Genomic DNA, 24,996 nt, shown 5'->3' on the forward strand with positions numbered 1-24,996 from the left:
GTGGACTATGCCAACTTATCGGTTCCCACCAGCACGACTCCGCGGATATTTTCTCGCGGTCGTTAGCTTCGTGCTGATAATGCTCGTCATCCCCACGCTTATCGCAGCAACGGTGACCCCGCCCGAGCCGAAGACCGAGGAGGTGGTGCTTGATTCTGCGGCAACAAGTTTCAGCGAGGATGAAAACTGGACCATTGAGGTCCCGGGTCTGCGTTGCACGCCTAATTCGGAGACCATGGCGAACCAGGCCTGGGACTGCGGTGCGACGCTCGTGCAGGTGGTCAGCACTGAGGGCCTCGACGGTGTCGACGAGGAGGTGGCGATGCGTCGCGCCGTCCGCGGCTATGCTTACGGCGAAGTTTCCACAGCAAAGATCCACAGGGAGGGCGACGCACTCGCGCTTTACGACGCCCCCGCCGACGCAATCGTCCTCTCCCGCAACGGGGAGGGCGACTTTACTGACTTTGACTACATCGTGGTGCTCACCGGCGGCGATTTCACCCACGCCGCGGAACTTATCTGGCAGGCCTTTGGACACCGCGAGCTGCCGGTGAAAGCGGAGACGGGAGTAGTGGCATCATGAGCAAACTCTTCCGCAACTCGCTGTGGGTACTACTGTCTCTGGGCATAGTGAGCATCATGGTTAACCTAATCAGCTACCTGCTGATTGCTCCTGCTTTGGTGGTACCCAGCGTGCTCATCGGCGGCGCCTACGTGGCCCTCGTCCTCTTTTTGCTTCGCCTAAGCCCCATGTTCCCGGCGCGCGGATGGGTCTGGGCGGCGCTCCTGTGGGGTGGCGGCACCGCGGTGGGCATGGTTTTGCTCTCCTCTACTCCGCTGATGACGCTGGCGTCATCCTTTGGGTGGCAGGCCGCCACGATGTCGTGGGCGGGTGCCTACCCGGAGGAGATTTCCAAGGCCGCCGGAGTCTTCTTCATTCTTTTGTCATTCCGGCAGCTCAACCGGCCGTGGCACGGCTGGGTCGTGGGCGCCACAGTGGGCTTAGGCTTTGAGACCCTCGAGAACGTGTTGTACAGCGTCGTCGGCGGCACGATGCACCCGCTTTCTGACTGGACCGGAATGTTTCAGATGTGGGGCGTGCGCCTCATCGCGGGTCCGGCGCTGCACATCTTGTTCACCGCGCTGGCGGGTTGGGGAATAGGCTGGGCGCTGTTCAGCGCGAACAAGACAGTGTGGTGGCGCCTGGGCTCCATCTTTGGTTTCCTTTTGCTAGCCTTTGGCCTGCACTTTTGCTGGAACTACCTGCCGGAAAACACCACGCTGATACCGGTTCAATACGTGCTGGTGGGGCTGGTGCTCTACCCACTGAACATCTACCTGGTCTATCGCGGCAACAAGTTCGCGCGGGAGGACACCACTTACAGCGTGATGCATGCTGGCACCACAGCCAGCAAGAGGAAGAACCAAGCTCTCAACCGATCAGCCCTTCCAAGTCTCGGGCATCTAAACCATGGCGGCGCATGTTTACGCGGCCGTCTTTATGAGTAATTCCTTCGGCTTCCCAGCGTGGGATTGAGCGCTCAGGCGCGTGCGAGGTGCCGTCGGCGCGCACCACGCGCCACCACGGCACGGACTCGGCCTTCTTCATGACCCAGCCGACGTAGCGAGCACCCACGCCCACTACCTTGCCCACTTCTCCGTAGGTAGAGACGTTGCCGGCCGGAATGCGCCGAACGACCTCCGCTACTTCATCTACCTCGTCTTTCATCTAAAAGTCGAGGTTGAGAACGTCGTCCGACTCGCGCGGCTCCTCCTCGGGAGCGTCCTCGACTTCGGCCAAGGTGACGGTGGCGCCGGTGGAATCGGCCAACAGGCACAGGCGGCCAAAGGGAGAATCCCACGGCTCGCGGATGACCTCGCCGCCTAGCTCCACGGCCTTGGCAGCAGCGGCCTCTAGGTCGCGCACGCCCAGGTAGGTCTGCCAGAAGCTTGGCACCTGCGGCGGGAACTGGCCTTCGGCGTTCCAGAAGCCGGCGAAAGGAGCGCCGTCTTCTTCCGCGGTGGCGTAGGAGTCGTTGCCGCGCACTTCCCAGTTGAACAGGTTGCCGTAGAAGTCGCGGACCTCAGCGAAGCTCGTAGTGGCGGTCAGCTCGTGCCACACCGGGGTTCCGGGCTCGCCGCCCGCGATGAATTGGTCTGCGCCAGCCGGTTGGATGAGGCCGAACATGCCACCGGCGACGTCGACAAGCAGCGCCATGTGGCCCAGCTGCACCTGCGTTGCCGGCACCAACACGCGGCCGCCAAGCTGCTCGGCACGGGCGCAGTCGCCGTCGATGTCCTTGCTGAGGAAGTAGGTCACCCACGTATCCGGCATGGTGGCCTGCTCAGGCTGCGGAATGAAACCAGCAATCGGCAGGCCCTGGATACGGCCGATGCGGTATTCGGTCGCGGACTCGATCTCCCAGCCCAGCACCTGCTCGTAGAAGTTCACGGACTGGCGTGGCTCGGAGGTGGTCAGGTCGATCCAGTAGGGCATGCCTACTTCAGCTTCGAAAGCGGGCATTACATGTTCCTCCACTTCTCGGGATCGAAGTCGTCGTCTGCGGTGGCTTCGTCAAAGTAGTCATCATCATCGTCATCTGCGGCGGCCACGCGGGCAGAAGTGCCAGCGATGCTCACCTCGTCGCCGGGGTGCAGGGTGGCGCCGCGCTGGGTCACCACTTCCCCATTGACCTGGACCTCGCCTTGCGCGATGAGCTCTTTGGCTTCACCGCCGGTAGCCACGAGGGAGGCCAGCTTGATGAACTGGCCGAGCTTAATGGAATCGCCCTTGATTGAGACTTCTAGCATGCGGCATAGCTTACCGAGAAGGCACCCTGCCGGGATACTCGACCTTGAAAAAGTCCAGGATGGAGTTGGTTGCCCAGTCGTGCGGCACGAGTCCGCTGCGGTCGGTGACGCCGCCGTTCCAGGTGTGCGTGCCGCCCTTAATTTTGTAATTCACGGTGGGCATCGCGCAGGAACCCCACGTAAAGCGGGTGACGTCGTCCTGCTTATCCTCCGCAGGGAAGGGATCGCAGTGGTTGTGTTCGGCTACCTTGGCGATGGAATCCTCGGCGCCCTTGTAGTGGCCGCCGTGCGCCTCGCCGCCGCGGTAGTTGATCACCACGTCCGCGGTGCCGTGTACCGCCAGGTAGGCAGTGGGATCGCCCTGGCAATCCTCGTCCACGCCCTCGTAGTTCGCCGCGGAGACCGTGGCGGCGCCGTCGAGGGAGCGGTTGCAGGCCAAGGCGCGCACGAAACCGCCGCCGTTGGAAAAGCCCGCGGCAAAGACGCGGCCATCGGTGTTGTAGTTCTGGTTTGCCCAGGCGAGCGCGGCGTCGACAAACGCAAGGTCCTCGTTCAAGGACGTCTGCGCATAAGGAGCGGGCGCCCAAGCCTGTGCCTTGCCTGCCGGGAACAGCGTGATGGCGTTGGCTTCGTAGAGCTCAGTGTCCTGGAAGATGGTGGACGGATCGCTGTTGTAGCCGTGGAAGACCATCACCACCGGCGCAGGTTTGGTCGGGTCGTAGTTGTCCGGCACGTGCGCCATGAAGGAGCGCCCCGTAGGCAGCTCGATGGTGCGGTAGTGGCCGGTTTCGGTGGATCCGCTGGCAGGCAGGGGCGCGCTTTCCGACGCCGTGACCATATGCGTCGGCACGCTATGCGGGCCGCTGCCCGGCTCATCCGTGGTGGAGCACCCGGTGGCAAAACATGTAATGGCAGCCCCGGCAAGAATGCACAGGGCTGCCTTTAATGGGTGGCGCACTATGAGATCGGGCGAATCTTGACTGCGGTGCCGGTGGCGGTGACCATAAGCATGTCGTTGGCCTGGCCCATAGGCGAGTAGTCAAAGCTGATGCCCACGACGGCGTCGGCGCCCAGCTCCTGGCCGCGGTTCCACAGCTCGTTAAGCGCTGCCTCGCGGGCCTTGACTGCCTCTTCCTCATAGCCGGCGGAGCGGCCGCCAGTGAAACTGCGGAAGGAGGCACCCAAGTCCTTGAGGAAGTTAATGCCGGTCACCGTCTCACCCGCAATGACGCGAATGTACTCGGTGATTTCGTGACCATCGACGTTGTTGGTGGTGGTGAAAATCATGAGCCCTAGACTACCTGCGTTCCGGGGGAAGATCAGCGACGCTGAAGTGCAAGCCCGGTGTGCCGTCGGCGCGGGTGAACTCGACCTGCAAGTCGTCCTTCTTACCAAAGGCCACGAGGTGGCGGGCCACAACGTGTTCGACGGACTCGATGCTTTCTGGGTCTGCCTCGACGTTGAGGAGGAGGATGTTGGGCTCAACAGAAAGGTCGAGGGTGCCGCGGGTGTTTTCGCGCTCGAAGACGCAGCGGCCGGTTTCGGTTTCTGGGTCCCAGTGGGCGTCAATCTTGGCAGAGAAGTGCGATGCCAGCTGCTTGCCGTAGCGTGCCGGGCGATCGGTTGAAACGCGTGCGGTGGAATTGCTCATGCCGGACACTGTACGCGTTTTAGGTTTACCTAACCAGTGCGAGTATTCCCTCATAAATCATCACGCAGCCCAAGGCACCGAAGATGAGGCCCGAGCCGATATCGAGATGAGCCGAATACTTCGTGAGGAAACGCGCCGCCGCGCGGACGATGAGCGCGAAGGTAGAAAACCACGCCACGGAGACCACAGTCAGGAGGATGGCGATGACCACGGTCCATTCAAGCCCCATGTCAGGGCGAATGAACTGGGCAAAGACGGCACCGAAGAAGACGAGCGCCTTCGGGTTGGAAAGGTTGGTGAGCAGGCCCAGCTTGTAGGCGCGGCCAGCGGTGATGTCCTCGACGTTGCCAGTGCTCACCGCCTGCTTGATGTGCTCCTCATCGAAGCTTCCCGCGCTTTGTGTCGCGCTTTCTGCGGCGTTTTCTGCCGCATTTTCCGCCGAGTCCTGTGAAGTACTGCGGGCAGAGTTAAGGACAGCGCGCCGTTGCGTCAAGCCCGAGCGAATGGAGCCATAGGCCATCCAGAGAAGGAAGCCGCCGCCCACCAGCTGCAGCAAGCCGAGCAGACTAGGGCGAGCGGCGATAAGAGCAGATAGCCCTGCCAGGGAGGCGGTGAGCCAGACGACGATGCCGGTGCAGATGCCCAGCGCACACATGATTCCGGCACGCGTGGACCGCGGGGCAACGCGGCTAAAGTCATCCGGCCCTTCTCTTGGCTCTTCTAGTAGGCACCCTTAATGGCCTGCTTGTGATCGCGCACTGCCTCGCCCTCAGCGTACAGCGGCATATCCTCGCCAGCCTTGTACCACGTTACGTCGTTCAGCGGTGCCAAAGGCTTCTTTCCAGCAATCAGATCGGCGGCCTTCTCGCCCACCATCATTGTCGGCGAGTAGATGTTGCCGTTGGTCACGGACGGGAAGACGCCGGCATCGGCGATGTAGAGGCCCTCAATGCCCCAGACCTGCATGGTTTCTGGGTCCACAACCGCCATTGGGTCATCCTTGGAGCCCATCTTGGTGGTGCACGACGGGTGCAATGCGGTCTCACCGTCGTTGCGTACCCATTCGAGGATCTCCTCGTCGGTCTGCACGTCAGGGCCCGGGCTGAACTCGCGGGCGCCCACCTCAGCCATGGCTTCGGTGTCCAGCAGAGAACGCGCAACGCGCACTGCCTCGACCCACTCGCGGCGATCCTGGTCGGTCTTCAGGTAGTTGAAGAGGATCTCCGGCTTTTCGTGGATGTCTGCGCTCTTGATGCGGACGTGGCCCTTGGTATCGGAAAACATCGGGCCAACGTGCCACTGGAAACCGTGCTTGACGTCGGCCTTCTGGCCGTCGTAGCGCACTGCCATCGGCAGGAAGTGGAACATCAGGTTCGGGTATTCCTCGTTCTCGTTGGAACGAACGAATCCGCCGCCCTCGAAGTGGGAGGTCGCAACCGGGCCCTTCTTGGTGAGAATCCACTGCAGGCCCATGAATGGCCAGCGCCACTTGTCCAGGTAAGGCTGGGAGGAATCGGTGGACTTGGTGGTCTCATACTGGATGTAGACCTCGAGGTGATCCTGCAGGTTCTCGCCGACGCCTGGCAGGTGCTTGACGACGTCGATTCCGTGCTTGCGCAGCAACTCCTCGTCACCGACACCAGAGACCTGCAGCAGCTGCGGGGTGTTGATGGCACCAGCGGAAAGAACGATCTTGTCAGCGAATACGCGGTGGACGCCGCCCTTCCACTCGTATTCCACGCCGATGGCCTTCTGGCCTTCGAAGAGGACCTTGGTGGTAAACGCTCGGGTACGCACCTCGAGGTTCTCGCGGTCCAGGTTCGGGTGCAGGTAAGCGCGCGCTGCAGACCAGCGCTTGCCGTGCTTGATGTTGCGGTCGAAAGGCGCGAAGCCTTCCTGGCGGTAACCGTTGACGTCGTTGGTCAGGTTGTAGCCGGCTTCCTGGACGGACTTAAACAAAGCCTGGAACAGCGGGCTGGTGGCGGGGCCGCGGGAGAGGTACAGCGGGCCGTCATGGCCGCGGCGCGGATCGTTATCCTCGGCTGCGGCGGCGTTCTCCATGCGGTTGAAGTAAGGCAGGCAGTGGGCAAAGTCCCAGTTCTCCATGCCGGGGTTCTTGGCCCACTTCTCATAATCCATCGGGTTGCCGCGCTGGTAGATCATGCCGTTGACGGAAGAGGAGCCGCCGAGCAGCTTGCCGCGCGCGTGGTAGATGCGGCGGTTATTCATCTCTGGCTCCGGCTCGGACTCGTACTGCCAGTCGTAGTTCTTTGCGCCAATGGGGAATGAGAATGCGGAAGGCATGTGGACGAATAGGTCCCACAACGAATCGTTTCGGCCTGCTTCGAGAACCAGCACACGGGTGCCGGGGTCCTCACTTAGGCGAGCGGCGATGACAGAGCCTGCGGAACCGCCGCCTACGACGACAACGTCCGAGACCTCATCGGTGACCTTCTTCGATACCTTCTTGAGATTCTTCTTTCCCATGCAACGCTCCTTTTCCGTGCTTTCTGGCTTTCTTGGTCTTTCAGCGATCTTGCTTGACACTTTGTGACCGAATTCATACGGTCACACTCTCCTACGGAGTAAAGCTTTTTGAATTTTATGCATACGAACGAAATGTTATGCGCCGGGCCAAAATGGCCACCCAAACCACTATACACGTCTTTGTGAATGTTTGCGCAGTATGGGGTATATTTGGGTTGTTCCGCCCTCAAGTCACGGGCGAAACAATGCAATCAAATCGCGCATAGAAAACGAGGGAGTAATTCACATCACACACCCCTCTTCGCCCCAGTGAGACTGAATTTTATTCACGTCTTAATGTCGGAATTTTCATCCATAAACGACTGCAACGAGGAGTAGTAAATGGCAAACTTTGACCCCCACGACCCGGAGGCGTCCCCGACGCCCCGCCGGTCCCCCCAGACAGGTGGGTCGGAGGCCGCCGCGTCACCGTTAAAAACAACAGAAACCAAGAGACCTCGCCGCCCCCTGAAGAAGTCGAACTATCAGGTCCGCGCACTCGTCGGCAGCTTCAAAGCAGAAACCGGCCCGGAAGTCGGCTCTAGTGAAGTTCCGGTGCCAAAGCCCAACTGGCCAGTGTTCATCATTTCCAGTGCGCTCATCATCGCCATGGCTCTCTACGCAGGGCTTGGCCGCGAGTCCGCAGCAAACACCTTGGCCAACGTCACCGCATGGATCGGTACCAACTTGGGCTGGTTCTACGTCCTGACGGCCACCATCGCCGTGGTCTTTGTACTCTATATTGCGTTCTCCAACGTGGGCGATATCCGCTTGGGACCTGACCATTCGCGCCCGAAGTTCAACACCTTCTCGTGGGCATCGATGCTCTTCGCCGCAGGTATCGGCGTGGACCTCATGTTCTTCGCCGTGGCTGAGCCGGTGACCATGTACGTGGCCCCACCCGTCGGCGAAGGCGAGACCATGGAGGCCGCCAAAGAGGCCGTGGTGTGGGCGATGTTCCACTACGGCATTACCGGCTGGGCACTATATGCCCTGATGGGCATGGCCTTTGGCTACTTTGCCTATCGCCTCAACATGCCGCTGGCTATTCGCTCAGCGCTCTACCCGCTCATCGGCAAACGTGTGCACGGCCCGGTTGGTGACGCCGTCGATATCGCCGCGATGCTGGGCACCGTCTTTGGTGTCACGGCGTCGCTTGGCATCGGCGTCGTACAGCTGTCCTATGGTTTCCACCTCATCTTCGGATTCGAGCAAGGTCTGGGCCTGCAGTCAGCACTCATCATTATCGCCGTTGTCATCGCCACGCTGTCTGCTGTTTCCGGCGTGGACAAGGGCATTCGCTTCCTCTCGGAGCTCAACGTCTACCTGGCCATCGCGCTCATGATTTACATCGTGGTCTTCGGCAAGACCGCGTACCTCTTCGACGCGATTACCACCAACGTAGGCGACTACATCTCAAAGTTCCCTTCGTGGACCATGGAGACTTTCGCTTTTGCTGACGACCAAGCCTCCACCGGCGAATGGATGCAGGCATGGACCTTGTTCTTCTGGGCATGGTGGATTGCCTGGGCCACCTTCGTGGGCCTGTTCCTGGCCCGCATCTCCCGCGGCCGCACCCTGCGCCAGTTCATCTTCGGCGTGCTCACTTTCCCGTTCCTGTTCATCCTCATGTGGATGTCTTTCTTCGGCAACACCGCGCTCGACATGGTGCGTTCTGGCGAATACCCCGACTTTGCGGAAGCCGCCGTTAATACCCCTGAGCAGGGCTTCTACGACATGCTTGCGGAGTTCCCAGCATCCGGAGTCGTAATCTTCCTGACCACCTTCATCGGTCTTCTGCTCTACATCACCTCAGCTGACTCCGGTGCGCTGGTGATGTCGAACTTCACCTCGAAGATTACGGATAGCCGCCAGGATGGCCCGCGCTGGATGCGCATCTTCTGGTCCGTCACCGTGGGTGCTCTGACACTGGCCCTGCTGCAGATTGACGGCATTGCCACCGTCCAATCCGCCACCGTGGTCATGGGCCTGCCCTTCGCAGTAGTCATCTACCTCGTGATGTTCTCCCTGTGGAAGTCCTTGCGCCTGGAAAGCGTCCAGCGTGAGGCTCGCCAGACCGCGCTGCATGGCGCAATCTCGGGCCGCACCGAACTGGCACCAGAAAACGGTGACCGCTGGAAGAGCCGTCTAGACCGCGTCAACTCCTACCCCACCAAGCAGGAAATGGATTCCTACCTGCGTGAGACCGCTACCTTCGCCCTCGAGAAGGTTGCCGTGCAGATGCGTGCACGCGGGTACGACGCAGTCCTCCTCACCAGTGAGCTTCCCGACGTCGAGCTGCCGCAGCTGGACTTGCAGGTCACCCTTGAGCACGAACGAAAGTTCCGCTACCAGCTCTTCCCAATCACCGCTGAAAGCCCTGACTTCACCCCAGGCGATGACGACGAGTACTACCGCCTTGAGGTCTACGACCTCACCGGTTCCCTGGGCTACGACGTCTACGGCTACTCGGAGAACCAGCTCATCAACAACGTGCTGGATCTCTATGAACGCCACCTAGCGTTCCTGTACATGCAGCAGACCCAGCCGGGCGACTCTGACGTCTCCGATGGTGCTGAACCCGAGCCCACATGGCAGGAAGACAGCTAAGCTGGCGGACCCCGTTCATTTATAGAACTCAAATTCATCTTTAGAAAGGTTGCTTTTCTTGAGCACTCAGAACACTTTGTTCGACCCAACCACTACCGAGTACCTCAAAGGCGTCCATACGGGCGATGGCCCGAAGTCTCTGTTTATCAATGGCCAGTGGGAGGCAGCCGCCGACGCTGCCACACGCACCATCATCTGCCCAGCCGACGGCAGCACGGTCGGTGTGGTCTCCGAGGCTTCAGATGCAGACACCATCCGCGCCATCGAGGCCGCACGCGCCGCCTTTGAGTCGGGTGTGTGGAGTAATACCCCAGCTATTGAGCGCGGCAAGCTGCTGATGAGGGTCGCCGACTTCATCCGTGAGAACAAGGAGCTTTTTGCTTCCGCTGAGTCCGCCGATACAGGCAAGCGTTACGAGGAGTCCCTCGGCGACATGGACGATATTTCCAACGCCTTCGATTACTTCGGCACCCTGGCCTCGCACGAGGCCGGCCGCGTGGTGGATCCGGGCGACCAGAACCTGCGTTCCCGTATCGATGCGGAACCAGTCGGCGTGTGTGGCCTCATCACTCCGTGGAACTACCCGCTCCTACAGGTCTCTTGGAAGGTTGCCCCGGCTCTTGCGGCAGGCAACTCCTTCGTGCTCAAGCAAGCTGAGCTCACCCCGCACACCGCAATGCTGCTGATGGTTGGCCTGAAGCAGGCGGGGCTTCCCGACGGCGTGGGCAACCTGATCACCGGCGCTGGCGCTAACTGCGGAAACCCACTGTCCCAGCACCCTGAGGTAGACATGGTCTCCTTCACCGGCGGCCTGGCCACCGGCAAGATCATCGCCAAGAACGCTGCGGAGACCGTCAAGCGCACCGCACTGGAGCTCGGCGGCAAGAACCCGAACGTCATCTTCGCCGATGCCGACTTCGACGTCGCCGTGGACAACGCCCTCAACGGCGCATTCTTCCACTCGGGGCAGGTCTGCTCTGCGGGCTCGCGCATCATCGTGGAAGAGTCCCTGCACGACAAGTTCATCGAGGCCCTGGTCAAGCGCACCAACAACATCAAGATTGGTGGCCCGACCGACTCCAAGGCAGAAACCGGCCCGCTGATCTCTGAGGAGCACCGTGAGAAGGTCGCTGCTTACGTGGATAAAGCACGCGAGCAAGGTGCCAAGATTCTGACTGGCGGCCGCGCTGCTACCAGCGAGGACACCACTGGCCAGCACGGCACTGGTGAGACCGACCTGGGCAAGGGCGTCTACTACCTGCCCACGATCATCGATGGCGCCACCAAGGAGATGGACTGCGTCCACGACGAGGCCTTCGGCCCAGTGGTAACGGTGGAGACCTTCACCACTGAGGAAGAAGCCATCGCTACCGCGAACGACACCGAGTACGGCCTGGCAGGCGCCGTATTTACTAGCGATGCCGGCAAGGCTGAGCGCATGGCCCGCGCAATGCGCCACGGCACCATCTGGATCAACGACTTCCACCCCTACCTTCCGCAGGCAGAGTGGGGCGGATACAAGCAGTCCGGCAACGGCCGCGAGCTTGGCCCAACCGGCCTTGCCGAATATCAGGAGCACAAGCACGTGTACCAGAACCTGGCACCGGCGGCGTGGGACCAGTTTGGTCTGCAGTAACTAACTCTGCGTGCGCGGCTTAATGGTCATCGTGTCAATGTTGACGTGCGCTGGCAGCGATGCCACCCAGCGCACGGCCTCCGCGATATCCTCGGCCACGAGGTTAAGCTCGCCGGCGTAGACCGCGGCGGCGCGCTCAGCGTCGCCGCTGAAACGATTGAGCGAGAACTCCTCAGTGGCCACGCGGCCAGGATCAAGCTCGGTGACGCGGACATTGTGGTTCTCAATGCGCAGCACGCGGGAGATAACGCGCACGCCATGCTTGGCGGAGTTATAGCCGGAGCCGCCCTGGTATGGTGTCCAGCCAGCAATGGAGCCCATGTTGATGATGAGCCCGGAGTCGGAGGCCTCCAGCTTGGGCATCAACGCCTGAATCATGCGCACCGTGCCAAGCACGTTAACGTCATACATCCACTGCCAGTCTTCGATCTTTGTCTCTACCAGTGGCTCCAAGCCCTTGGCGCCGCCCGCGTTGTTGACCAACAGGTCCACGCGGTCCAAGTGGGAGACAAACTCCGTGACGGACTCATCATTGGTTACGTCCAGCGGATAAGCTTCAGCCCCGATTTCTGAAGCAAGCTCTTCGAGGCGTTCCACGCGGCGCGCGCCGATGACTACATGCCAGCCATCGGCAGCGAGCGCTCTTGCCGACGCCGCGCCAATTCCCGAAGAAGCACCAGTTACAACAGCAATCTTTTGTTCCGTCATATCCCCCGATGCTAAACCACCCAATTGCGCACGCCCAGCAGGGCTAGCCACAAAAACAGTGGAGGCCTCAAGGAAACTTAAGCCTTAACGGCATCCTCGATCTCGCCCAAGAGGTTGTCAACGAGGCCGTTCTTGAAGTCAGCCGGTGCGAATGCGCCATCGTTCATGTCGGTGATGAGGGAGACCTCAATCTGGGTGCGCAGCTGCTTCATGGAGAAGTTAGCCACTGCCAGGCGCCATGCCTCAACAGCACGGACGCCGCCGGAGAAGCCGTAGCCCACGAACGCGATTGCCTTGCCAACCCACTCGGAGCCGAGGGAGTCGAAAGCGTTCTTGAACGGGCCCGGTACGGAGTGGTTGTACTCCGGGGTGACGAAGATGAAGCCGTCGCATGCGTCGATGGCGTCGGACCAAGCCTGGACGTTAGCGTCGTCGTAGTTCTTGTTCGCGGCCATCGGAACCACGGAGGTGGTCAGGATTGGAACGTTGAAAGCCTTGAGGTCAACTACCTCGTACTCAACGCCGGTATTGCGGCCCTTTGCCAGGTCAGCAACCCAGTTAGCGATTGCTTCGCCTGCGCGATCGTCGCGGGTGGAACCAAGAACGATGCCGATCTTTGCCATGTGGAGAATCCCCTTCTCAAAAGTTGTTGATTAGTCAACATTAAAGTGTAGCACGGGCGTCAATTTGGCGAATGGTGATGTTGATTCGCCCTTCCTTCAACCCGCATCCTTCCGGCAGCGTTGCGTCGTTGACCCGCACAATTCCGTGATAGGCAAGTCGCTTCGGGCCGCCGAATACAATTAAATCCCCGGAGCTGAGCGTCACGTCATCCCACGGCTTATTGCGATTTTCCGTATTGCCCATGCGAAACAGCGCCTCATCCCCGATGGATAAGGAGATGACCGGCGCAAGGGACTCCTCAAAGTCATCGACATGCATGCCCATCCCTGAGCCCGGCGGATAATAGTTCACCAAGGCCATCTCCGGATAGAAGGTCTCCACCCACGGTTCCAGCTCCGGGGAGACCTCGGCCGCCGCGCGCAGCGCTGGGCGCGCTATCTCCTGGAGGGAAACGAGCATCGGCGGCACCCGAGTCCCCTCAATGTTGTCCACGTAGCGGTAGGTTTCGTAATGCCAGAACCTGCCCAGATGCAGCTGGTGCACGCTCATCTTTCCGGATTTTAGTTGTGGCTGATACATCGCCATGGGAGTGCCAGCGTAGCGCCGCGCCACCTCACGGGTTTCCTCGACGAGGGCACGTTGCTTAGCGACGTCCACCCATCCAGGCACGTGCGCTACCCCAGGGGCAATGCGGGTGGCGGGCCGAGAGACATCGAAAAGCATGGGCCCAAGGCTACATGTCGCATGCATTCTCGTGACTAGACTTGAGCCCCATGAACAGCCCCAAGAACTTAGAGCAATACGGCACCTGGGAGAAAATGTCTGGTGGGCAGTGGCACCTGCCAGGCCAGACGGAGGAAGTGCGCACTCAGCACGCGCGGACGTTCCGTTTGATCAAGCAGTTCAACGACTTGGGCAATACCGACCCAGACAAGGCGCAGGAGATCCTGCGCGAGCTGCTGCCCGATGAATCACACGTTCCCGGCTGGTTCGGTCCGGCGCACGTGGAATTCGGTTCTAACCTCATCGTGGGCGAACACGTTTTTATTAACTTCAATGCCACCATCTTGGCGCAGGCCAAGGTCACCCTCGCCGATCGCGTGATGATTGGGCCAAACTGCTCCCTTATCACTGTGGGCCATCCGGTCAACGATCACGAGATGCGTGAGGGCGGCTGGGAGATCGCCAAGCCCATCACCGTGGGCCGCAACACCTGGTTCGGCGCCAACGTCACGGTCATGCCCGGCGTGACCATTGGCGAGGACTGCGTCATCGGCGCAAACACCTTGGTCACCCGTGACATTCCGGATAAGTCGCTCGTACTCGGCTCCCCGGGCCGCGTGGTGCGCAAGCTTGACGGCGAGAACCTGGAGCGCCAGGACCTGGAAGGCCCAGTAGGGGGCTTCGGGCTGCTCTAAATGTTTGATCTCGCACGCATCGGCGCTGGCCTGCCCGTCGCCGAGACCATCGGCACGCTGCCTTCTTCCGGCAACGTCGTGGTCCAGGCGCCGCCGGGCACCGGTAAGACCACGCTTGTGCCGCCGGCGCTCGCGAACCAAGCTGCGGAACAAGGAACGAGCGGGAAGATCCTGGTCACCGCACCTCGCCGCGTGGCCGTGCGCGCTGCCGCGAACCGGCTGCAGCACCTGTCCGGCCAACAAATTGGTTACGCCGTGCGCGGCGATTCCCGCCACGGCCGCGACGTCGAGTTCGTCACCCCAGGCGTGCTGCTGCGCCGACTGCTGCGCGACCCCGAGCTCAGCGGTGTTTCCGCCGTAGCCATCGACGAGGTCCATGAACGTCAGTGCGACACCGACCTCGTCCTTGGCATGTGCCTGGAACTGGCGCAGCTACGCGACGACTTCCGCGTCATCGCGATGTCCGCCACCGTCGACGCCCAGCGCTTCTCCGAACTCATGGACGCCCCGGTTCACGTCACTGAGGCAGTGACGTACCCGCTCGACATCCGCTACTCCCCGGCCACGGGCCGCGCTGCCGGCGAGCGAGATTTCTACGCCCACGTTGCCCGCCAAGCCACGGGCCATTCCGGTTCTGTGCTGGTCTTCGTGCCCGGCGTACGCGAGGTTAACCTCGTGTGCGAGCAACTGCCCGGCGCGTATCCGCTGCACGGACAGCAGACCACGGCTGAGCAGGACGCCGCCCTGTACACCGACGCCGACCGCATCGTGGTGGCCACCTCCATCGCGGAGTCCTCGCTGACGGTCCCGGGCGTGCGCACCGTGGTCGATGCCGGGCTCTCGCGTACCCCGCGCCGCGATGCCCAGCGCGGCATGTCTGGCTTGGTCACGGTTTCTACCTCGAAGTCGAGCGCCGATCAGCGCGCCGGTCGCGCCGGGCGTGAGGCCCCTGGCACCGTGATTCGCTGCTACTCACAGGACGATTACCAGCACTTCTCCCCGCACATCACTCCGGAGATCCTCAGCGCCGATCTCACTCAGGCGGCACTGTTCCTGGAGTGCTGGGGCGCGGGTGAGGACTTTCCGCTCCTTGATCACCCACCAGCCCGCGCGCTTGCCGACGCCCACCGAACGCTGCGCTCGATCGGTGCCACCGGGGACGTCGCCAAGCAGCTCGCTCTTCTGCCCACCGACCCGCGCCTTGGCGCCGCCTTGCTCAAGTACGGCGCCGGCGCTGCGCATACCGTCGCCGCGCTCAGCGATTCCCCGCGTGGGGACATCACGCGCATCACTCCTCCCAAACGCGAGGTCGAGCGCCTAGCGCGCCTCGTGCCCGACAAAGGTTCAGCCGATCCTGGCGCGGTCGTGGCCGCGGCCTTCCCGGAGCGCGTCGCGCGCCGCACCACCACCGCGAAGGAAGCAGAGTACCTCCTGGCCAGCGGTACTCGTGCACGCGCGCTCGAGGACAACGGCGCTGCGTGGCTGGCCGTGGCGGACGTGTCCTTGTCCAATGCCGGCACCGCCATCATCCGCGCTGCCGCTCGAATCGATGAGCAAGCTGCGCTCCATGCCATCGGTACTACCGAGGAGATCACGGCGACGCTCGAAGGCGGCAAGGTGCGCGGGCGCAAGGTCCTGCGCGCCGGGGCAATCGAGCTCAGCTCCACCCCGGTCAAAGTCACGGGCGCTGCGGCCGAGGAAGCTCTTGCTGCCGGCATCCGCGAGCACGGTCTTGCCATGTTCTCCTTCAGCGAGAAAGCGCAGAACCTGCGCGAACGCTTGGCGCACCTGCACGCACACTACGGCGCCCCTTGGCCGGACGTCGACAATGCAGAGCCCGCCGAGTGGCTGGGCCCCGAGCTACACGACGTCGCGGCGGGCAAACCTGCCACCAAGGTCGACATGTATCCAGCACTCCAGCGCCTTCTCCCCTGGCCGGAAGCCACGCGCCTGGATGAGCTGGCACCTGAACGCCTGCCCGTGCCCTCGGGGCGCGACGCGAAAATCGACTGGTCCGGGGATCGCCCCACGGTGAGCATCAAGTTGCAGGAATGCTTTGGGCTGGCGGAGTCCCCGGTCTATTGCGGGCAGCGTGTGCAGTTCCACCTGCTTTCCCCAGCGGGCCGCCCACTAGCCGTAACTGATGACTTGGCGAGCTTCTGGGCAGGGCCTTACCAGGGCGTTCGCGCCGACATGCGAGGGCGCTATCCCAAGCATCCCTGGCCTGAAGACCCGTGGACAGCACCAGCTACCGCACGGACGAAAAACCGCATGTGATTTAGCCCCACTGCTGCACGGAGAGGTAAATGCTCATCACCACGACGAGGGTGAGCAAGGCGTAGCGAATCAGCTTGGTGCCGCCGCCTAAGACGGTGCGCGCACCGAGCTGGGCGCCAAGTACGTTGGCTGCAGCTAGAACTAGGGCGAGACCCCACAGGATGTGCCCGCCCAGGATGAACACGATGAGCGCGCCGACGTTAGTGCAGGTGTTCACCACCTTGGACATGGCGGCAGAGCGCAAGAAGTTCTGCGAAAAAATTGCGGTGAACGCCATGATGAGGAACATGCCGGTGCCGGGGCCAAAGATACCGTCGTAAAAGGCAATGCACGCCACCGCGCCCAGAGCCGCCCACGTACGCCAGCCGCCGCGGATTCCTTCGCTCTCGTTCGTACCGAAGCTGGGGCGGAAAGCCACGAAGACACCAACGCAGACCATCAACACGATGATGAGCGGACGCATCACGTCTTTGTCGATCATCGCTGCAGCGCCCGCGCCTAGGCCCGAACACACCATTGCCGCTAGACCCAGGCGAATGAGTTCGGCCGCCGGCGGGCGCACCTTGCGAACGAGAGTAAAGGCAGCCGACGCCGTTCCGGACACTGCGGCCACCTTGTTGGTAGCCAGTGCGGTGGCCGGTGCGAGCTGCGGCGCTACGGCCATAATGAGCGGAATCAGCACGAGTCCGCCGCCGCCGATGACGGCGTCAATCCACCCCGCGACTGCTGCTCCTGACGTCAAAATTGCCCAGCCACTAATCCCCAAGTCTGCGAGATCCATGTATGTTATTAAACTCGATGCCATGTCTGTTCGTGCACGTTGGGTGATAATCGTTCCGGGCTCCCTCGCAGTGGGAGCCCTTTTCACCTATCTGCACGTCCCCGCCGCCTGGATCTTGGCAGCCCTTCTTGTCTCGGGTGCCATGGCGCTCAGCACGGGCGAAGAGCTCGTCGTGAGCAAGCACTTCTACGCCGTGGCCCGCGGGTTCATCGGCATAATGGCGGCGATGCCCCTCACCCTGGTGGCGGCCTCCACCATCATCGGTTTAGTCCCTGCCGCTATCACGATGTCTCTCATCACGGCCCTAGTCGGAATGGCAGGAGGCATGCTGCTGCACCGCTCGCAGCCCAAGGATATTTCCTGGGAGACCGGCATCTTGTCGATGCTCCCCGGTGGCGCGTCCCTCATGCCCGCGCTGGCCAGTGAGCTCGGTGCTGACTATCGCTACGTCGCACTGACGCAATACCTGCGCCTTCTGGCGGTATCCATCTCCCTGCCTTTCATAGTGTCGCTGCTGACCAGCCCGGCCGGGCAAGGCGTCGACATGAGCGTCCAAGGTGAATCCACCTGGTGGATCGTGCTGCTCACGGTGGCTATTGCCGTTCTGGGCGAGCGATTGGGCAAGCTCGCTCACCTGCCAGCTTCATCGGTGCTTGGCCCGCTCATCATCACCGTCATCGTGGCGCAGTTCCTGCCGGCGGGCCACACGCTGGAACCGCTGTACGCGTTCAAGATCATGGCATTCATGTCCATTGGCTGGGTCTGCGGCGGCGGTTTGTCCGTCCCCGCACTGAAGTCCTTTGCCAAGCAGCTTCCGGCCACGATCCTTTTCATCATTGTGGTCATGGGCGTATGCGCGCTGACCGCGTGGCCGCTGACGGCGTGGCTCGGAATTAGCTACTTCGAGGCCTACCTCGCCACCTCGCCAGGCGCACTCGAAACCGTTCTGGCGCTCTCCGCTGAAGGTGGCGCGGGCCCAGCCGTCGTGGCGGTGCAGATCATCCGCCTCATCATCGTCTTGGTCATCGCGGGATATCTCCCACAGATCTTGCGCCTGCTCAAACGCCTGCGGTAGTAGGGTTTCGAAAGCTAGAGCAGGCACTGTACCTGCTCTGGCGGCATGAGAATTGGGGTCCTTTAATTAAGTACTGCGTGGCGCAGGATAGACATCGGAACCGAGCCCAGTGCGAGGGCCTCGGAGTGGAAGTCACGCACGGACATACCCTGCGCCACGGCTTCCTCGCGGGTCTGCTGCCACAGGCGCTCGCCCAGAGCATAGGAAGGCGCTTGGCCTGGCCAGCCCAGGTAACGGTTGACCTCGAAGTTCAGGTTCGCGTCATCCATCGCGGTGTTCTCACGCATAAACGTCTTCACATGCGCCTTGTCCCACTTGCCCGGATTCGTGCAATCCGGCAGCTTCTTGCCCAAGTGCAATCCGATGTCGACCACCACGCGGGCGGCGCGGAAGCGCTGGGCGTCGAGAAGCCCCATGCGGAAACCAGGATCATCCATGTAACCCAGCTCGGCCATGAGCGCCTCAGCATAGAGCGCCCAGCCCTCGCCGTGTCCGGAGTTCCAGGTCACCGCTCGCCGCCACAGGTTGAGATCCTCCTGCACCAGCGCAGAACCCAACTGCAGGTGGTGGCCCGGCGCGCCCTCATGGTGCACCGTGGTCAGCTCCTGCCAGGTGTGGAAGCGCTCCTGACCGGCCGGAACGGACCACCACATGCGGCCCGGGCGGGAGAAGTCATCCGACGGTGCGGTGTAGAAGATTCCACCAGTACCCGCAGGGTCGATGCGGCACTCGATGTTCTTGATCTGCTCCGGAATGTCGAACTCAGTGCCGTCCAGTTCCTTGATCACCTTGTCCGCGGTGGCCTGCATCCACTCCACCAGCGCGTCGGTGCCCTCAAGAACGTAGCGCTCTTCCTGGTTAAGCTTGCGCATCGCGGTCTTCACGTTACAGTCAGAACCGTACAGCTCGTGGGCGATCTTCTCTTGCTCAGCGCTGATTTCGGCAACGCGTTCAAGGCCCCATTCATAAGCCTCGTCGAGATCGACGGTGTCACCAACGAACAGCTTGGAGAAGCGCTCGTAGCGGTCACGCCCCACGGCATCCTCTGTAGGAGCCTGCGGCTGCAAGTCGTTGGAGAGCCAGTCAGCGAACTGACCAAACGCATGCTTTGCTGCTTCCACCTCAGGGCCTTCAACTCCCAGGTTCTCTAGCATCGAATCGGAGTCGGCAAGGCGTTCACACTGCACAAAGACCTCGTTAATTTGGCGGTGCGGCGGAACCATGCCGTGCGAAGCAGCCTCCTTAAGGGAGTCTTTATATCCGGTCAATGCACCGCCCACCTTGGACAGGCGGGAGCGAATGGCGTCCAGCTGTTCCGGAGTGTCCTGGGGCATGAGCAGCAAGGTGTCACGGATGGTCTGCACTGGTGAAGCGATGTTGTTGAGGCTACGGATGTCCTCACCATGGTGATGCAGGTCAAGGTCCAGGCAGAGGCGGTCACGCAGGACCGCGGCGGTTACGTAGTCAACCTCGTCGAAGTCATCCTCGTCATCAGACTCGTCGGTTGTGTCATCCAACGCATCGACGTCAGCGACCATGTCTCGCGTGCGATCCGCGATGGCAGCGTAGTACTCAGGTGAGAAATCCTGCAGTTCACCCTCATAACCCGGGATTCCCCAGGCGGTTGCCTCAGTAGGGCTAAGCTGTGCGAGGTCATGAACAAAGTTATCGCAGGCGGCGTCCAACAGAGAAGGCTGGCGCTTGTGGGTTGACTCTGAACTCATGAGGGTGAAGTCTATCCTCAATCTGCAGGTTAGGGCCAATTCAAAAGCCAAACGTTGTGGCCTTGTTAGCTACTTGTTATTCCACTTAATTCCTGGATTTACCCAACCTTCGAATCCCTCCAGCACAGCCACGGGAGTGGGAGCTAGAACCAGGGCGTCGACAAAGCGGCGCTGCACGAAGCCTGCCTTAGACATTGCGGCAAACATATCGACGAACGGGCGCCAGAATCCCTCAGTATCCACCAGTCCCACAGGTCCCGTCACGTGGCCGAGCTGTTGCATGGTGAGAACCTCAGCAAGCTCCTCCATCGTTCCCACGCCGCCTGGCAGACAGATGTAGGCATCCGCAAGGTTCTCCATTCGAGTCTTGCGCTCCGCCATGGTTTCCACCACTTCGAGGCTGGTCAGGCCCGGATGCGAGAGCTCCAGATCCACCAGCTCCTCCGGGATCACGCCGGTTACGCTTCCGCCGTGGGCGAGGCAGGCGTCTGCCACGATGCCCATCAGCCCCACGTTGCCGCCGCCATAAACCAGGTTCAGACCGCGGTCTGCCAGCTCCTCCCCCAGCTGCCGGGCTGCCTCACCATAAGCTTCAGAGTTACCTGTGGCCGATCCGCAATACACCGCAACTGACTTCATGGATTTCATCCTATAGCTATCGTGGCTTTCATGAATGACAGTCCCAGCGCCCCACTTCGCCATACTCTGGATCGCGCGCGCGATTTAATAAAGAACGCACACCGCATTGAGATATTCACGGGCGCTGGCATGTCTGCCGATTCAGGTCTGGCCACGTACCGCGATCCCGATTCTGGAATCTGGGAGAACGTAGACCCACAGGACAGGGCAACCATTGATGCATGGGCCAAGGACCCAATCCGTATGTGGCGCTGGTACGCCCACCGCCGCCATCAGGCGGAAAAGGCGCAGCCCAACGCAGGTCATATTGCGTTGGCGCAGTGGGATAAAAAGGTCACTGTCACCACCCAGAACATTGATGACCTGCATGAGAGAGCAGGCACTGACGACGTCGTGCATCTCCACGGTTCCCTCTTTGCCTTCAGGTGCTGCATGTGTGGGCGCCCCTGGCGCGGCGGAGTCGATACGGATACTCCGCCAGAGTGCCCGCTCTGCGGGAACTTGGTGCGGCCGGGCGTTGTGTGGTTCGGCGAGGCCCTTCCCCAGCGGGAATGGGAGGAAGCAGAGAAGAGGATGGCCGCTGCCGATCTGTTGATAATCGTGGGCACTTCGGGCGTAGTATACCCCGCCGCTGGACTGCCCCGGATAGCACACCAGTTAGGAACACCGATCATCGAAGTTTCTCCGCAAAGCACAGATTTAACCAGCTTATCTACGGTTTTTATTAATTCAACGGCCGCGGATGCACTTCCCAAGTTGGTCAACCTTTAGACCATGTTGTCTAGCTGTCAAGTGCCCCATTAGACAAGGCGGTCTAGCCTATCTATACTTTACGCATGCTCAAACCTGGACCAGTGTTCACGCGCCCACGCACCCCGGCGGCGAAGTGCCTCCACCTCGTGCGTCTTAATCCGATCATCACGCGCAGTGAGCTCGTCGAAGCGACTGGTCTATCCCAACCCACGATCACCCGTGCCACCGCGGCTCTTCTCCAAAAGGGCCTCGTCCAGGAACGCAATGACCTGACTCGTTCACGCGGCCGCGGCCGCCCCACCGTTCCCCTTGAGGTCGCCGAGAATAACTGGATTCTCGCCGGCATTGCGGTGGGTACCTCCCAAACCCACATCGGCTTTTATGACACGATGGGCCGCACGATCCGCGAAGACGACGTCCCTACCCCAGTGGCGCAGTTGAGCGAAGAAGACTTCATTGAGCACATCATGGCGGGCGTCAACCGCCTGATGACCGGCCTCGATCGCAAGCTGGTTTCCGTCGGCGTCACCACCTCTGGCACCGTGGACAACGAGGGCCGCATTACTGCGAGCAACTTGGGCTGGGAAAACGTCGACATCGCCGAGCGCCTGCGCTTTCAGTTTGGCGTTCCCGTGGTTGTCTCCTCCGCAATCCCCGCTATCTTGGGCTCCGAAACACAGGCCGCCGAGCTCGGTAACACCGATCCAGTTCTCGTTCTCTTCGCGGATGACTCTATCGGTGCGGCACTTTCTGCCAATGATGAAGTCTCCCAAATCATTCCCCTTCCGGCGACATCCCAGCTCGCCGACCCAGAGGAATCACTCACCACAGCGGCCGTCCTGCGCAAGCTCGGCCGCACCGGCACCTTGACGGAGGCTGTCGCAGCTGCCGCAAACAACCCGGCTGAACGCAAAATCCTGGATGACCGCGCCCGCCAACTGGGCGAAATCGCCGCATTGCTGGTAAACGAATATAAACCAGCCACTGTCGTTGTAGCGGGTAGCGCCTTCCTCGACGACCCTGCAGCCCCGAAGCTCTTTGCTGCCGCGGTGCGCGAAAAGGCCGGTCGCAGTACCCAGCTGCGCGTCATCCCCTCCCTCAAAGAGATCGTTCGCGCCATCACCCGTGCAATTGCGCTGGACCCGCTTCTGCGCGTGCCGCTGGAACTGTTTTAAGCCTCGGCCATTTAAGACTCGTCCACGATTGCGCGCACGTCGTCGGCGTTCGTGAACAAGTGCGCCTGCAATCCTGCTGCGGCCGCTCCATCGACAAAGTCTTGCCGATCATCAAAGAAGTGCACCTTCTCAGCTGTCGCGGCAAGAGCATCGACGGCAACTTTGTATGCCTCTGCATCCGGTTTGGCCACGCCAATATCGCAACTAAATACCACTGCGGCGCAGTCTTCAATCCAATCGTGTTCACTGCGTACGGCATCCGCCAAGGTAGTGGGGATGTTAGAGAGCAAGCCCACCGTGTGCCCCTCGCCAATGAGCCGCTGCACTAAAGCAACCATCTCCGGTTCGGAGTCCATGTAATAGCGATTGTCGAGTTCCACAGCTTCCGCAACGTCAAACTCCCCGAGCTCCACGCTGGCAGAAATACGGTTCCAATACATTGAATCGGACATGATTCCGGCGTCGTATGCCGGGCGAAACTCCCGATAAGTTTCCCAGAACCTCGCGGGGTCCACGGGATTTACCAGCCTCTCGAGCTCGGCTTGTTGCTCCGCGCTGGCAATGCGCATGAGCACGCCGTACATATCGAAAAGAAGCTTAGCCATGCGCCCCAGTCTAGACGCGGCGCGCCTGAGTCAGCACAGCCAGGATTCCCACCGCGGCACCGGCAACGAACATCGGCAGCGGAACTTCAGCATGACTCCACGGCAGCATACCGATAGAGGCAACGGATCCGAGCAGTAAAAGCCCAGCCAAGCTATACAGCGAACGAGTCACCGGACGGCACACGCCAAGCGCACCCGCTAGCATCCCGAACCCTGCTACTGGACCGAGCATCAGCGCAAAGGTGAAAAGAAATGTGCCCAACGCAAGGTACGTCGAGTTCATAGCCATACCACCGACTAGAGCCACCGCCAGTAGTGCTAGTGCAAAACTGATGAGGATCTTGTTCTTGGTAGTCATAAATAAAGTCTCCCACCGAGCGTTTACTCGATGGGAGACTTTATTAAATCTTGACGGCTTCGTTATAGATATTACGAGTTGCGGGATGCCAGGCCAGCGTCGATGCGCAGCAGGCCAGAGCCATCGTTACCAACCAGCTTAATCTGGTCAATAATCTCGCTAACAGTAGCCTCTTCCCCAATCTGCTCATCCAAGAACCAGTTAATGAGGGAGCGGGAATCCAAGTCACCAGCAGCGTCAGCGGCGCGAGCGATCTCACGGATCTGCTCGGATACCTTCTGCTCGTGAGCAAAGGCAGCCTCGAAAGCATCCAACGGAGTTGCTGCCTTGATGGAAGGAACTGGGATGTCAGAAAGCTCTACTCGGTAGCCGCGGTCCAGCAGGTGCTGAGCAATCTTCTGCGCATGCTCGCGCTCTTCCGCAGCCTGTGCGTAGAACCAGTCGCGCATACCCGGGAAGGAGAGGTTGTCCAACTCGTATGCCAGCTGGGTGTAAATCAGAGCAGCGCCGTGCTCGTTGATTACCTGGTTGTTCAGGAGGGTTTGCAGCTTCTCGTCCATGTCAGGAACCTTTCTCTAAGACCCCCGGTAAGTGCAATTTCCTATCAAACCGGGGCGTTTCATTAAGTGCAACACCAACAATACAGATTTATTTCCGTCGCGCTAGGAAGGATTGCTTTAGCAAACATGCCGGTCAAAGCTACTTTTTGGGTTGGATATCCTAACTTTACTCAGGATATCCACCACTGCATTCCCTCCTTAGGGCAACCGCGACACAACCAAGCCACGCTTGACGACGCCGCCCTTGCCTAGAACAGCTTCGGCAGTTTCAGACCCGGAATCGCACCAGAGAAGGCAGCACCGACTGCAGCCAGAATCGCAATAATCGCGGCTATAATGCCGCCGATTGCACCCGCGGAAGAACCCGCGTCTGGCTTCGAATCTGGATTTGAATCTGGCTCAGTAGCCGCCTTGGCATAGGTGACAGTGAGGTCAGTGTTTCCGTCCTCTAGCGGTCCCGGCTTGTAGATGCCCAGCATCACGTCGCTGCCAACCTGGGTGATGGACGTCTGTGCACCTTTGGTGGTGTAGGTCTTCTCTGCTGCCGGAACAATTGCCTCGCTCAACTTAAAAGTGGAGATTTTTGCGTCATCCAGGTTGGTCTCAAGTGCCTCCTTGCTGCTTGGCCCCTTGGTGCCGGTGGCCTTCACGTCCGCCGTGATAGTGGCATCAGTGCCGGAAACCACCACCTTGATGTCGCTGAACGTCATATCGAGACCAAAGCTGCCATTTGGGCCCAGGCCCGGGTGCGCTTGGAAGTGCAGCGAGCCATTAGTGTCGATGGTTCCGTTACCCTTTGCGTCAACCTTGGATGCGGAAGCATTCACTGGAAGCTTGAAAGTTTTGCCAGCGAGGACGGCACCATCAGTGGCCTCAATCTTCCCTTTCGCAAAAGGCTTTTGTACGTAGGAAATGAAGGACTCCTTGATGGGCCAGTTGAGCTCACCGGAAGCGAGGGCAGGAATTTGGGCAGCGGTAGCAGTAGGTACTGCGAGAGCACCGGCCACGAGAGTGGTGGCGGTGAGCACAGAGATTGGCTTCATTTAGTTCTCCGAATCAGAAAGA

Annotated in this window: 27 protein-coding genes; 9 read left to right on the forward strand and 18 right to left on the reverse strand. The window is 60.7% G+C overall.

What is annotated here, in order from left to right; translation table 11 throughout:
• Nucleotides 1-7 precede the first annotated feature (7 nt).
• Both I6I72_RS06590 and I6I72_RS06595 read left to right on the forward strand, forming a co-directional pair.
• Entirely contained in the window at nt 8-583 is a 576-nt protein-coding gene (locus tag I6I72_RS06590; RefSeq protein WP_049062333.1) for a hypothetical protein, read from the forward strand.
• Nucleotides 580-1,509 carry a PrsW family intramembrane metalloprotease gene (locus I6I72_RS06595; protein WP_049145505.1) on the forward strand — a complete coding sequence of 310 codons (930 nt, stop codon included), beginning with the start codon at nt 580-582 and terminating at the stop codon, nt 1,507-1,509. Before I6I72_RS06590 ends, I6I72_RS06595 begins: the two co-directional genes overlap by 4 nt.
• On the opposite strand, the gene I6I72_RS06600 is transcribed toward I6I72_RS06595, so the two are convergent.
• The 8 genes from I6I72_RS06600 to betA all read right to left on the reverse strand — a co-directional run bounded on the left by I6I72_RS06600 (nt 1,433) and on the right by betA (nt 6,949).
• Nucleotides 1,433-1,729, reverse strand: coding sequence for an MGMT family protein (locus I6I72_RS06600; RefSeq protein ID WP_049151551.1), 297 nt, complete (start codon nt 1,727-1,729; stop codon nt 1,433-1,435). The genes I6I72_RS06595 and I6I72_RS06600 overlap by 77 nt on opposite strands.
• Nucleotides 1,730-2,524: a VOC family protein gene (locus tag I6I72_RS06605; protein WP_049145508.1), complete on the reverse strand. Its 795-nt coding sequence runs from the start codon at nt 2,522-2,524 to the stop codon at nt 1,730-1,732.
• Nucleotides 2,524-2,811: an RNA-binding S4 domain-containing protein gene (locus I6I72_RS06610; RefSeq protein WP_005530492.1), complete on the reverse strand. Its 288-nt coding sequence runs from the start codon at nt 2,809-2,811 to the stop codon at nt 2,524-2,526. Before I6I72_RS06610 ends, I6I72_RS06605 begins: the two co-directional genes overlap by 1 nt.
• A 10-nt stretch (nt 2,812-2,821) precedes the next feature.
• Nucleotides 2,822-3,769: an alpha/beta hydrolase family esterase gene (locus I6I72_RS06615; RefSeq protein ID WP_152908274.1), complete on the reverse strand. Its 948-nt coding sequence runs from the start codon at nt 3,767-3,769 to the stop codon at nt 2,822-2,824.
• Entirely contained in the window at nt 3,769-4,098 is a 330-nt protein-coding gene (locus I6I72_RS06620; protein WP_005530494.1) for a YbjQ family protein, read from the reverse strand. Before I6I72_RS06620 ends, I6I72_RS06615 begins: the two co-directional genes overlap by 1 nt.
• A 10-nt stretch (nt 4,099-4,108) precedes the next feature.
• Entirely contained in the window at nt 4,109-4,462 is a 354-nt protein-coding gene (locus I6I72_RS06625) for a DUF2218 domain-containing protein (RefSeq protein ID WP_049062330.1), read from the reverse strand.
• Nucleotides 4,463-4,487: 25 nt separating this feature from the next.
• Complete coding sequence (locus tag I6I72_RS06630) at nt 4,488-5,117, reverse strand: LysE family translocator (protein WP_049145514.1); 630 nt, start codon at nt 5,115-5,117, stop codon at nt 4,488-4,490.
• Nucleotides 5,118-5,182: 65 nt separating this feature from the next.
• Nucleotides 5,183-6,949, reverse strand: coding sequence for a choline dehydrogenase (gene betA, locus I6I72_RS06635; protein WP_005530497.1), 1,767 nt, complete (start codon nt 6,947-6,949; stop codon nt 5,183-5,185).
• 381 nt (nt 6,950-7,330) lie between these two features.
• Between betA and betT the strand changes: the two genes are divergently transcribed.
• Both betT and I6I72_RS06645 read left to right on the forward strand, forming a co-directional pair.
• Nucleotides 7,331-9,598 (forward strand): choline BCCT transporter BetT, encoded by a 2,268-nt coding sequence (gene betT, locus I6I72_RS06640; protein ID WP_049062328.1) that lies wholly within the window; start codon nt 7,331-7,333, stop codon nt 9,596-9,598.
• Nucleotides 9,599-9,656: 58 nt separating this feature from the next.
• Nucleotides 9,657-11,234 carry an aldehyde dehydrogenase family protein gene (locus I6I72_RS06645; RefSeq protein WP_034657276.1) on the forward strand — a complete coding sequence of 526 codons (1,578 nt, stop codon included), beginning with the start codon at nt 9,657-9,659 and terminating at the stop codon, nt 11,232-11,234.
• On the opposite strand, the gene I6I72_RS06650 is transcribed toward I6I72_RS06645, so the two are convergent.
• The 3 genes from I6I72_RS06650 to I6I72_RS06660 all read right to left on the reverse strand — a co-directional run bounded on the left by I6I72_RS06650 (nt 11,235) and on the right by I6I72_RS06660 (nt 13,289).
• Complete coding sequence (locus I6I72_RS06650) at nt 11,235-11,942, reverse strand: SDR family oxidoreductase (RefSeq protein WP_049145519.1); 708 nt, start codon at nt 11,940-11,942, stop codon at nt 11,235-11,237.
• A gap of 77 nt (nt 11,943-12,019) precedes the next feature.
• Nucleotides 12,020-12,565: an NADPH-dependent FMN reductase gene (locus I6I72_RS06655; RefSeq protein WP_046645772.1), complete on the reverse strand. Its 546-nt coding sequence runs from the start codon at nt 12,563-12,565 to the stop codon at nt 12,020-12,022.
• Nucleotides 12,566-12,605: 40 nt separating this feature from the next.
• A complete protein-coding gene (locus I6I72_RS06660; protein WP_049145523.1) occupies nt 12,606-13,289 on the reverse strand; it encodes an alpha-ketoglutarate-dependent dioxygenase AlkB family protein in 684 nt (227 codons plus the stop codon).
• A 50-nt stretch (nt 13,290-13,339) separates the two neighbouring features.
• On the opposite strand from I6I72_RS06660, the gene I6I72_RS06665 reads away from it, so the two are divergent.
• Nucleotides 13,340-13,984, forward strand: a complete 645-nt coding sequence (locus tag I6I72_RS06665; RefSeq protein ID WP_100619191.1) for a sugar O-acetyltransferase — start codon at nt 13,340-13,342, stop codon at nt 13,982-13,984.
• Nucleotides 13,985-16,261, forward strand: a complete 2,277-nt coding sequence (gene hrpB, locus I6I72_RS06670; protein WP_049145528.1) for an ATP-dependent helicase HrpB — start codon at nt 13,985-13,987, stop codon at nt 16,259-16,261.
• A gap of 1 nt (nt 16,262) precedes the next feature.
• On the opposite strand, the gene I6I72_RS06675 is transcribed toward hrpB, so the two are convergent.
• Nucleotides 16,263-17,042 carry a TSUP family transporter gene (locus tag I6I72_RS06675; protein ID WP_100619186.1) on the reverse strand — a complete coding sequence of 260 codons (780 nt, stop codon included), beginning with the start codon at nt 17,040-17,042 and terminating at the stop codon, nt 16,263-16,265.
• Between the two features lie 22 nt (nt 17,043-17,064).
• Between I6I72_RS06675 and I6I72_RS06680 the strand changes: the two genes are divergently transcribed.
• Nucleotides 17,065-18,117, forward strand: a complete 1,053-nt coding sequence (locus I6I72_RS06680; RefSeq protein WP_236592687.1) for an AbrB family transcriptional regulator — start codon at nt 17,065-17,067, stop codon at nt 18,115-18,117.
• A gap of 62 nt (nt 18,118-18,179) precedes the next feature.
• On the opposite strand, the gene I6I72_RS06685 is transcribed toward I6I72_RS06680, so the two are convergent.
• Nucleotides 18,180-19,841 (reverse strand): DUF885 domain-containing protein, encoded by a 1,662-nt coding sequence (locus tag I6I72_RS06685; RefSeq protein WP_049062322.1) that lies wholly within the window; start codon nt 19,839-19,841, stop codon nt 18,180-18,182.
• Nucleotides 19,842-19,910: 69 nt separating this feature from the next.
• Nucleotides 19,911-20,480 carry an LOG family protein gene (locus I6I72_RS06690; RefSeq protein ID WP_049062321.1) on the reverse strand — a complete coding sequence of 190 codons (570 nt, stop codon included), beginning with the start codon at nt 20,478-20,480 and terminating at the stop codon, nt 19,911-19,913.
• Between the two features lie 30 nt (nt 20,481-20,510).
• Between I6I72_RS06690 and I6I72_RS06695 the strand changes: the two genes are divergently transcribed.
• Together I6I72_RS06695 and I6I72_RS06700 are read left to right on the forward strand one after the other, a co-directional pair.
• Nucleotides 20,511-21,251 carry an NAD-dependent deacylase gene (locus I6I72_RS06695; RefSeq protein WP_049145536.1) on the forward strand — a complete coding sequence of 247 codons (741 nt, stop codon included), beginning with the start codon at nt 20,511-20,513 and terminating at the stop codon, nt 21,249-21,251.
• Between the two features lie 65 nt (nt 21,252-21,316).
• Complete coding sequence (locus tag I6I72_RS06700) at nt 21,317-22,408, forward strand: ROK family transcriptional regulator (protein WP_049062319.1); 1,092 nt, start codon at nt 21,317-21,319, stop codon at nt 22,406-22,408.
• Between the two features lie 11 nt (nt 22,409-22,419).
• Here I6I72_RS06700 and I6I72_RS06705 read toward each other — a convergent pair whose 3' ends face one another.
• The 4 genes from I6I72_RS06705 to I6I72_RS06720 all read right to left on the reverse strand — a co-directional run bounded on the left by I6I72_RS06705 (nt 22,420) and on the right by I6I72_RS06720 (nt 24,974).
• The gene (locus I6I72_RS06705; protein ID WP_201807761.1) at nt 22,420-23,013 is read right to left on the reverse strand and encodes an HAD family hydrolase; all 594 of its coding nucleotides are present in this window, start codon (nt 23,011-23,013) and stop codon (nt 22,420-22,422) included.
• 10 nt (nt 23,014-23,023) lie between these two features.
• Nucleotides 23,024-23,371, reverse strand: coding sequence for a hypothetical protein (locus I6I72_RS06710; protein WP_005530521.1), 348 nt, complete (start codon nt 23,369-23,371; stop codon nt 23,024-23,026).
• A 71-nt stretch (nt 23,372-23,442) separates the two neighbouring features.
• Nucleotides 23,443-23,931, reverse strand: coding sequence for a ferritin (locus tag I6I72_RS06715; protein ID WP_005530522.1), 489 nt, complete (start codon nt 23,929-23,931; stop codon nt 23,443-23,445).
• A 248-nt stretch (nt 23,932-24,179) separates the two neighbouring features.
• Nucleotides 24,180-24,974 (reverse strand): HtaA domain-containing protein, encoded by a 795-nt coding sequence (locus I6I72_RS06720; RefSeq protein ID WP_049062317.1) that lies wholly within the window; start codon nt 24,972-24,974, stop codon nt 24,180-24,182.
• Between the last annotated feature and the right edge of the window lie 22 nt (nt 24,975-24,996).

Source organism: Corynebacterium striatum (assembly GCF_016728105.1).
In the GTDB taxonomy this organism is placed as follows: domain Bacteria; phylum Actinomycetota; class Actinomycetes; order Mycobacteriales; family Mycobacteriaceae; genus Corynebacterium; species Corynebacterium striatum.

What these genes read in the sequence shown, in the direction of transcription:
- I6I72_RS06590 (WP_049062333.1), top strand. Translation starts at nt 8, where the DNA reads ATGCCAACTTATCGGTTCCCACCAGCACGACTCCGCGGATATTTTCTC.
- I6I72_RS06595 (WP_049145505.1), top strand. Translation starts at nt 580, where the DNA reads ATGAGCAAACTCTTCCGCAACTCGCTGTGGGTACTACTGTCTCTGGGC.
- I6I72_RS06600 (WP_049151551.1), bottom strand. Translation starts at nt 1,729, where the DNA reads ATGAAAGACGAGGTAGATGAAGTAGCGGAGGTCGTTCGGCGCATTCCG.
- I6I72_RS06605 (WP_049145508.1), bottom strand. Translation starts at nt 2,524, where the DNA reads ATGCCCGCTTTCGAAGCTGAAGTAGGCATGCCCTACTGGATCGACCTG.
- I6I72_RS06610 (WP_005530492.1), bottom strand. Translation starts at nt 2,811, where the DNA reads ATGCTAGAAGTCTCAATCAAGGGCGATTCCATTAAGCTCGGCCAGTTC.
- I6I72_RS06620 (WP_005530494.1), bottom strand. Translation starts at nt 4,098, where the DNA reads ATGATTTTCACCACCACCAACAACGTCGATGGTCACGAAATCACCGAG.
- I6I72_RS06625 (WP_049062330.1), bottom strand. Translation starts at nt 4,462, where the DNA reads ATGAGCAATTCCACCGCACGCGTTTCAACCGATCGCCCGGCACGCTAC.
- I6I72_RS06630 (WP_049145514.1), bottom strand. Translation starts at nt 5,117, where the DNA reads ATGTGTGCGCTGGGCATCTGCACCGGCATCGTCGTCTGGCTCACCGCC.
- betA (WP_005530497.1), bottom strand. Translation starts at nt 6,949, where the DNA reads ATGGGAAAGAAGAATCTCAAGAAGGTATCGAAGAAGGTCACCGATGAG.
- betT (WP_049062328.1), top strand. Translation starts at nt 7,331, where the DNA reads ATGGCAAACTTTGACCCCCACGACCCGGAGGCGTCCCCGACGCCCCGC.
- I6I72_RS06650 (WP_049145519.1), bottom strand. Translation starts at nt 11,942, where the DNA reads ATGACGGAACAAAAGATTGCTGTTGTAACTGGTGCTTCTTCGGGAATT.
- I6I72_RS06655 (WP_046645772.1), bottom strand. Translation starts at nt 12,565, where the DNA reads ATGGCAAAGATCGGCATCGTTCTTGGTTCCACCCGCGACGATCGCGCA.
- I6I72_RS06660 (WP_049145523.1), bottom strand. Translation starts at nt 13,289, where the DNA reads ATGCTTTTCGATGTCTCTCGGCCCGCCACCCGCATTGCCCCTGGGGTA.
- I6I72_RS06665 (WP_100619191.1), top strand. Translation starts at nt 13,340, where the DNA reads ATGAACAGCCCCAAGAACTTAGAGCAATACGGCACCTGGGAGAAAATG.
- hrpB (WP_049145528.1), top strand. Translation starts at nt 13,985, where the DNA reads ATGTTTGATCTCGCACGCATCGGCGCTGGCCTGCCCGTCGCCGAGACC.
- I6I72_RS06675 (WP_100619186.1), bottom strand. Translation starts at nt 17,042, where the DNA reads ATGGATCTCGCAGACTTGGGGATTAGTGGCTGGGCAATTTTGACGTCA.
- I6I72_RS06680 (WP_236592687.1), top strand. Translation starts at nt 17,065, where the DNA reads ATGTCTGTTCGTGCACGTTGGGTGATAATCGTTCCGGGCTCCCTCGCA.
- I6I72_RS06685 (WP_049062322.1), bottom strand. Translation starts at nt 19,841, where the DNA reads ATGAGTTCAGAGTCAACCCACAAGCGCCAGCCTTCTCTGTTGGACGCC.
- I6I72_RS06690 (WP_049062321.1), bottom strand. Translation starts at nt 20,480, where the DNA reads ATGAAGTCAGTTGCGGTGTATTGCGGATCGGCCACAGGTAACTCTGAA.
- I6I72_RS06695 (WP_049145536.1), top strand. Translation starts at nt 20,511, where the DNA reads ATGAATGACAGTCCCAGCGCCCCACTTCGCCATACTCTGGATCGCGCG.
- I6I72_RS06700 (WP_049062319.1), top strand. Translation starts at nt 21,317, where the DNA reads ATGCTCAAACCTGGACCAGTGTTCACGCGCCCACGCACCCCGGCGGCG.
- I6I72_RS06705 (WP_201807761.1), bottom strand. Translation starts at nt 23,013, where the DNA reads ATGGCTAAGCTTCTTTTCGATATGTACGGCGTGCTCATGCGCATTGCC.
- I6I72_RS06710 (WP_005530521.1), bottom strand. Translation starts at nt 23,371, where the DNA reads ATGACTACCAAGAACAAGATCCTCATCAGTTTTGCACTAGCACTACTG.
- I6I72_RS06715 (WP_005530522.1), bottom strand. Translation starts at nt 23,931, where the DNA reads ATGGACGAGAAGCTGCAAACCCTCCTGAACAACCAGGTAATCAACGAG.
- I6I72_RS06720 (WP_049062317.1), bottom strand. Translation starts at nt 24,974, where the DNA reads ATGAAGCCAATCTCTGTGCTCACCGCCACCACTCTCGTGGCCGGTGCT.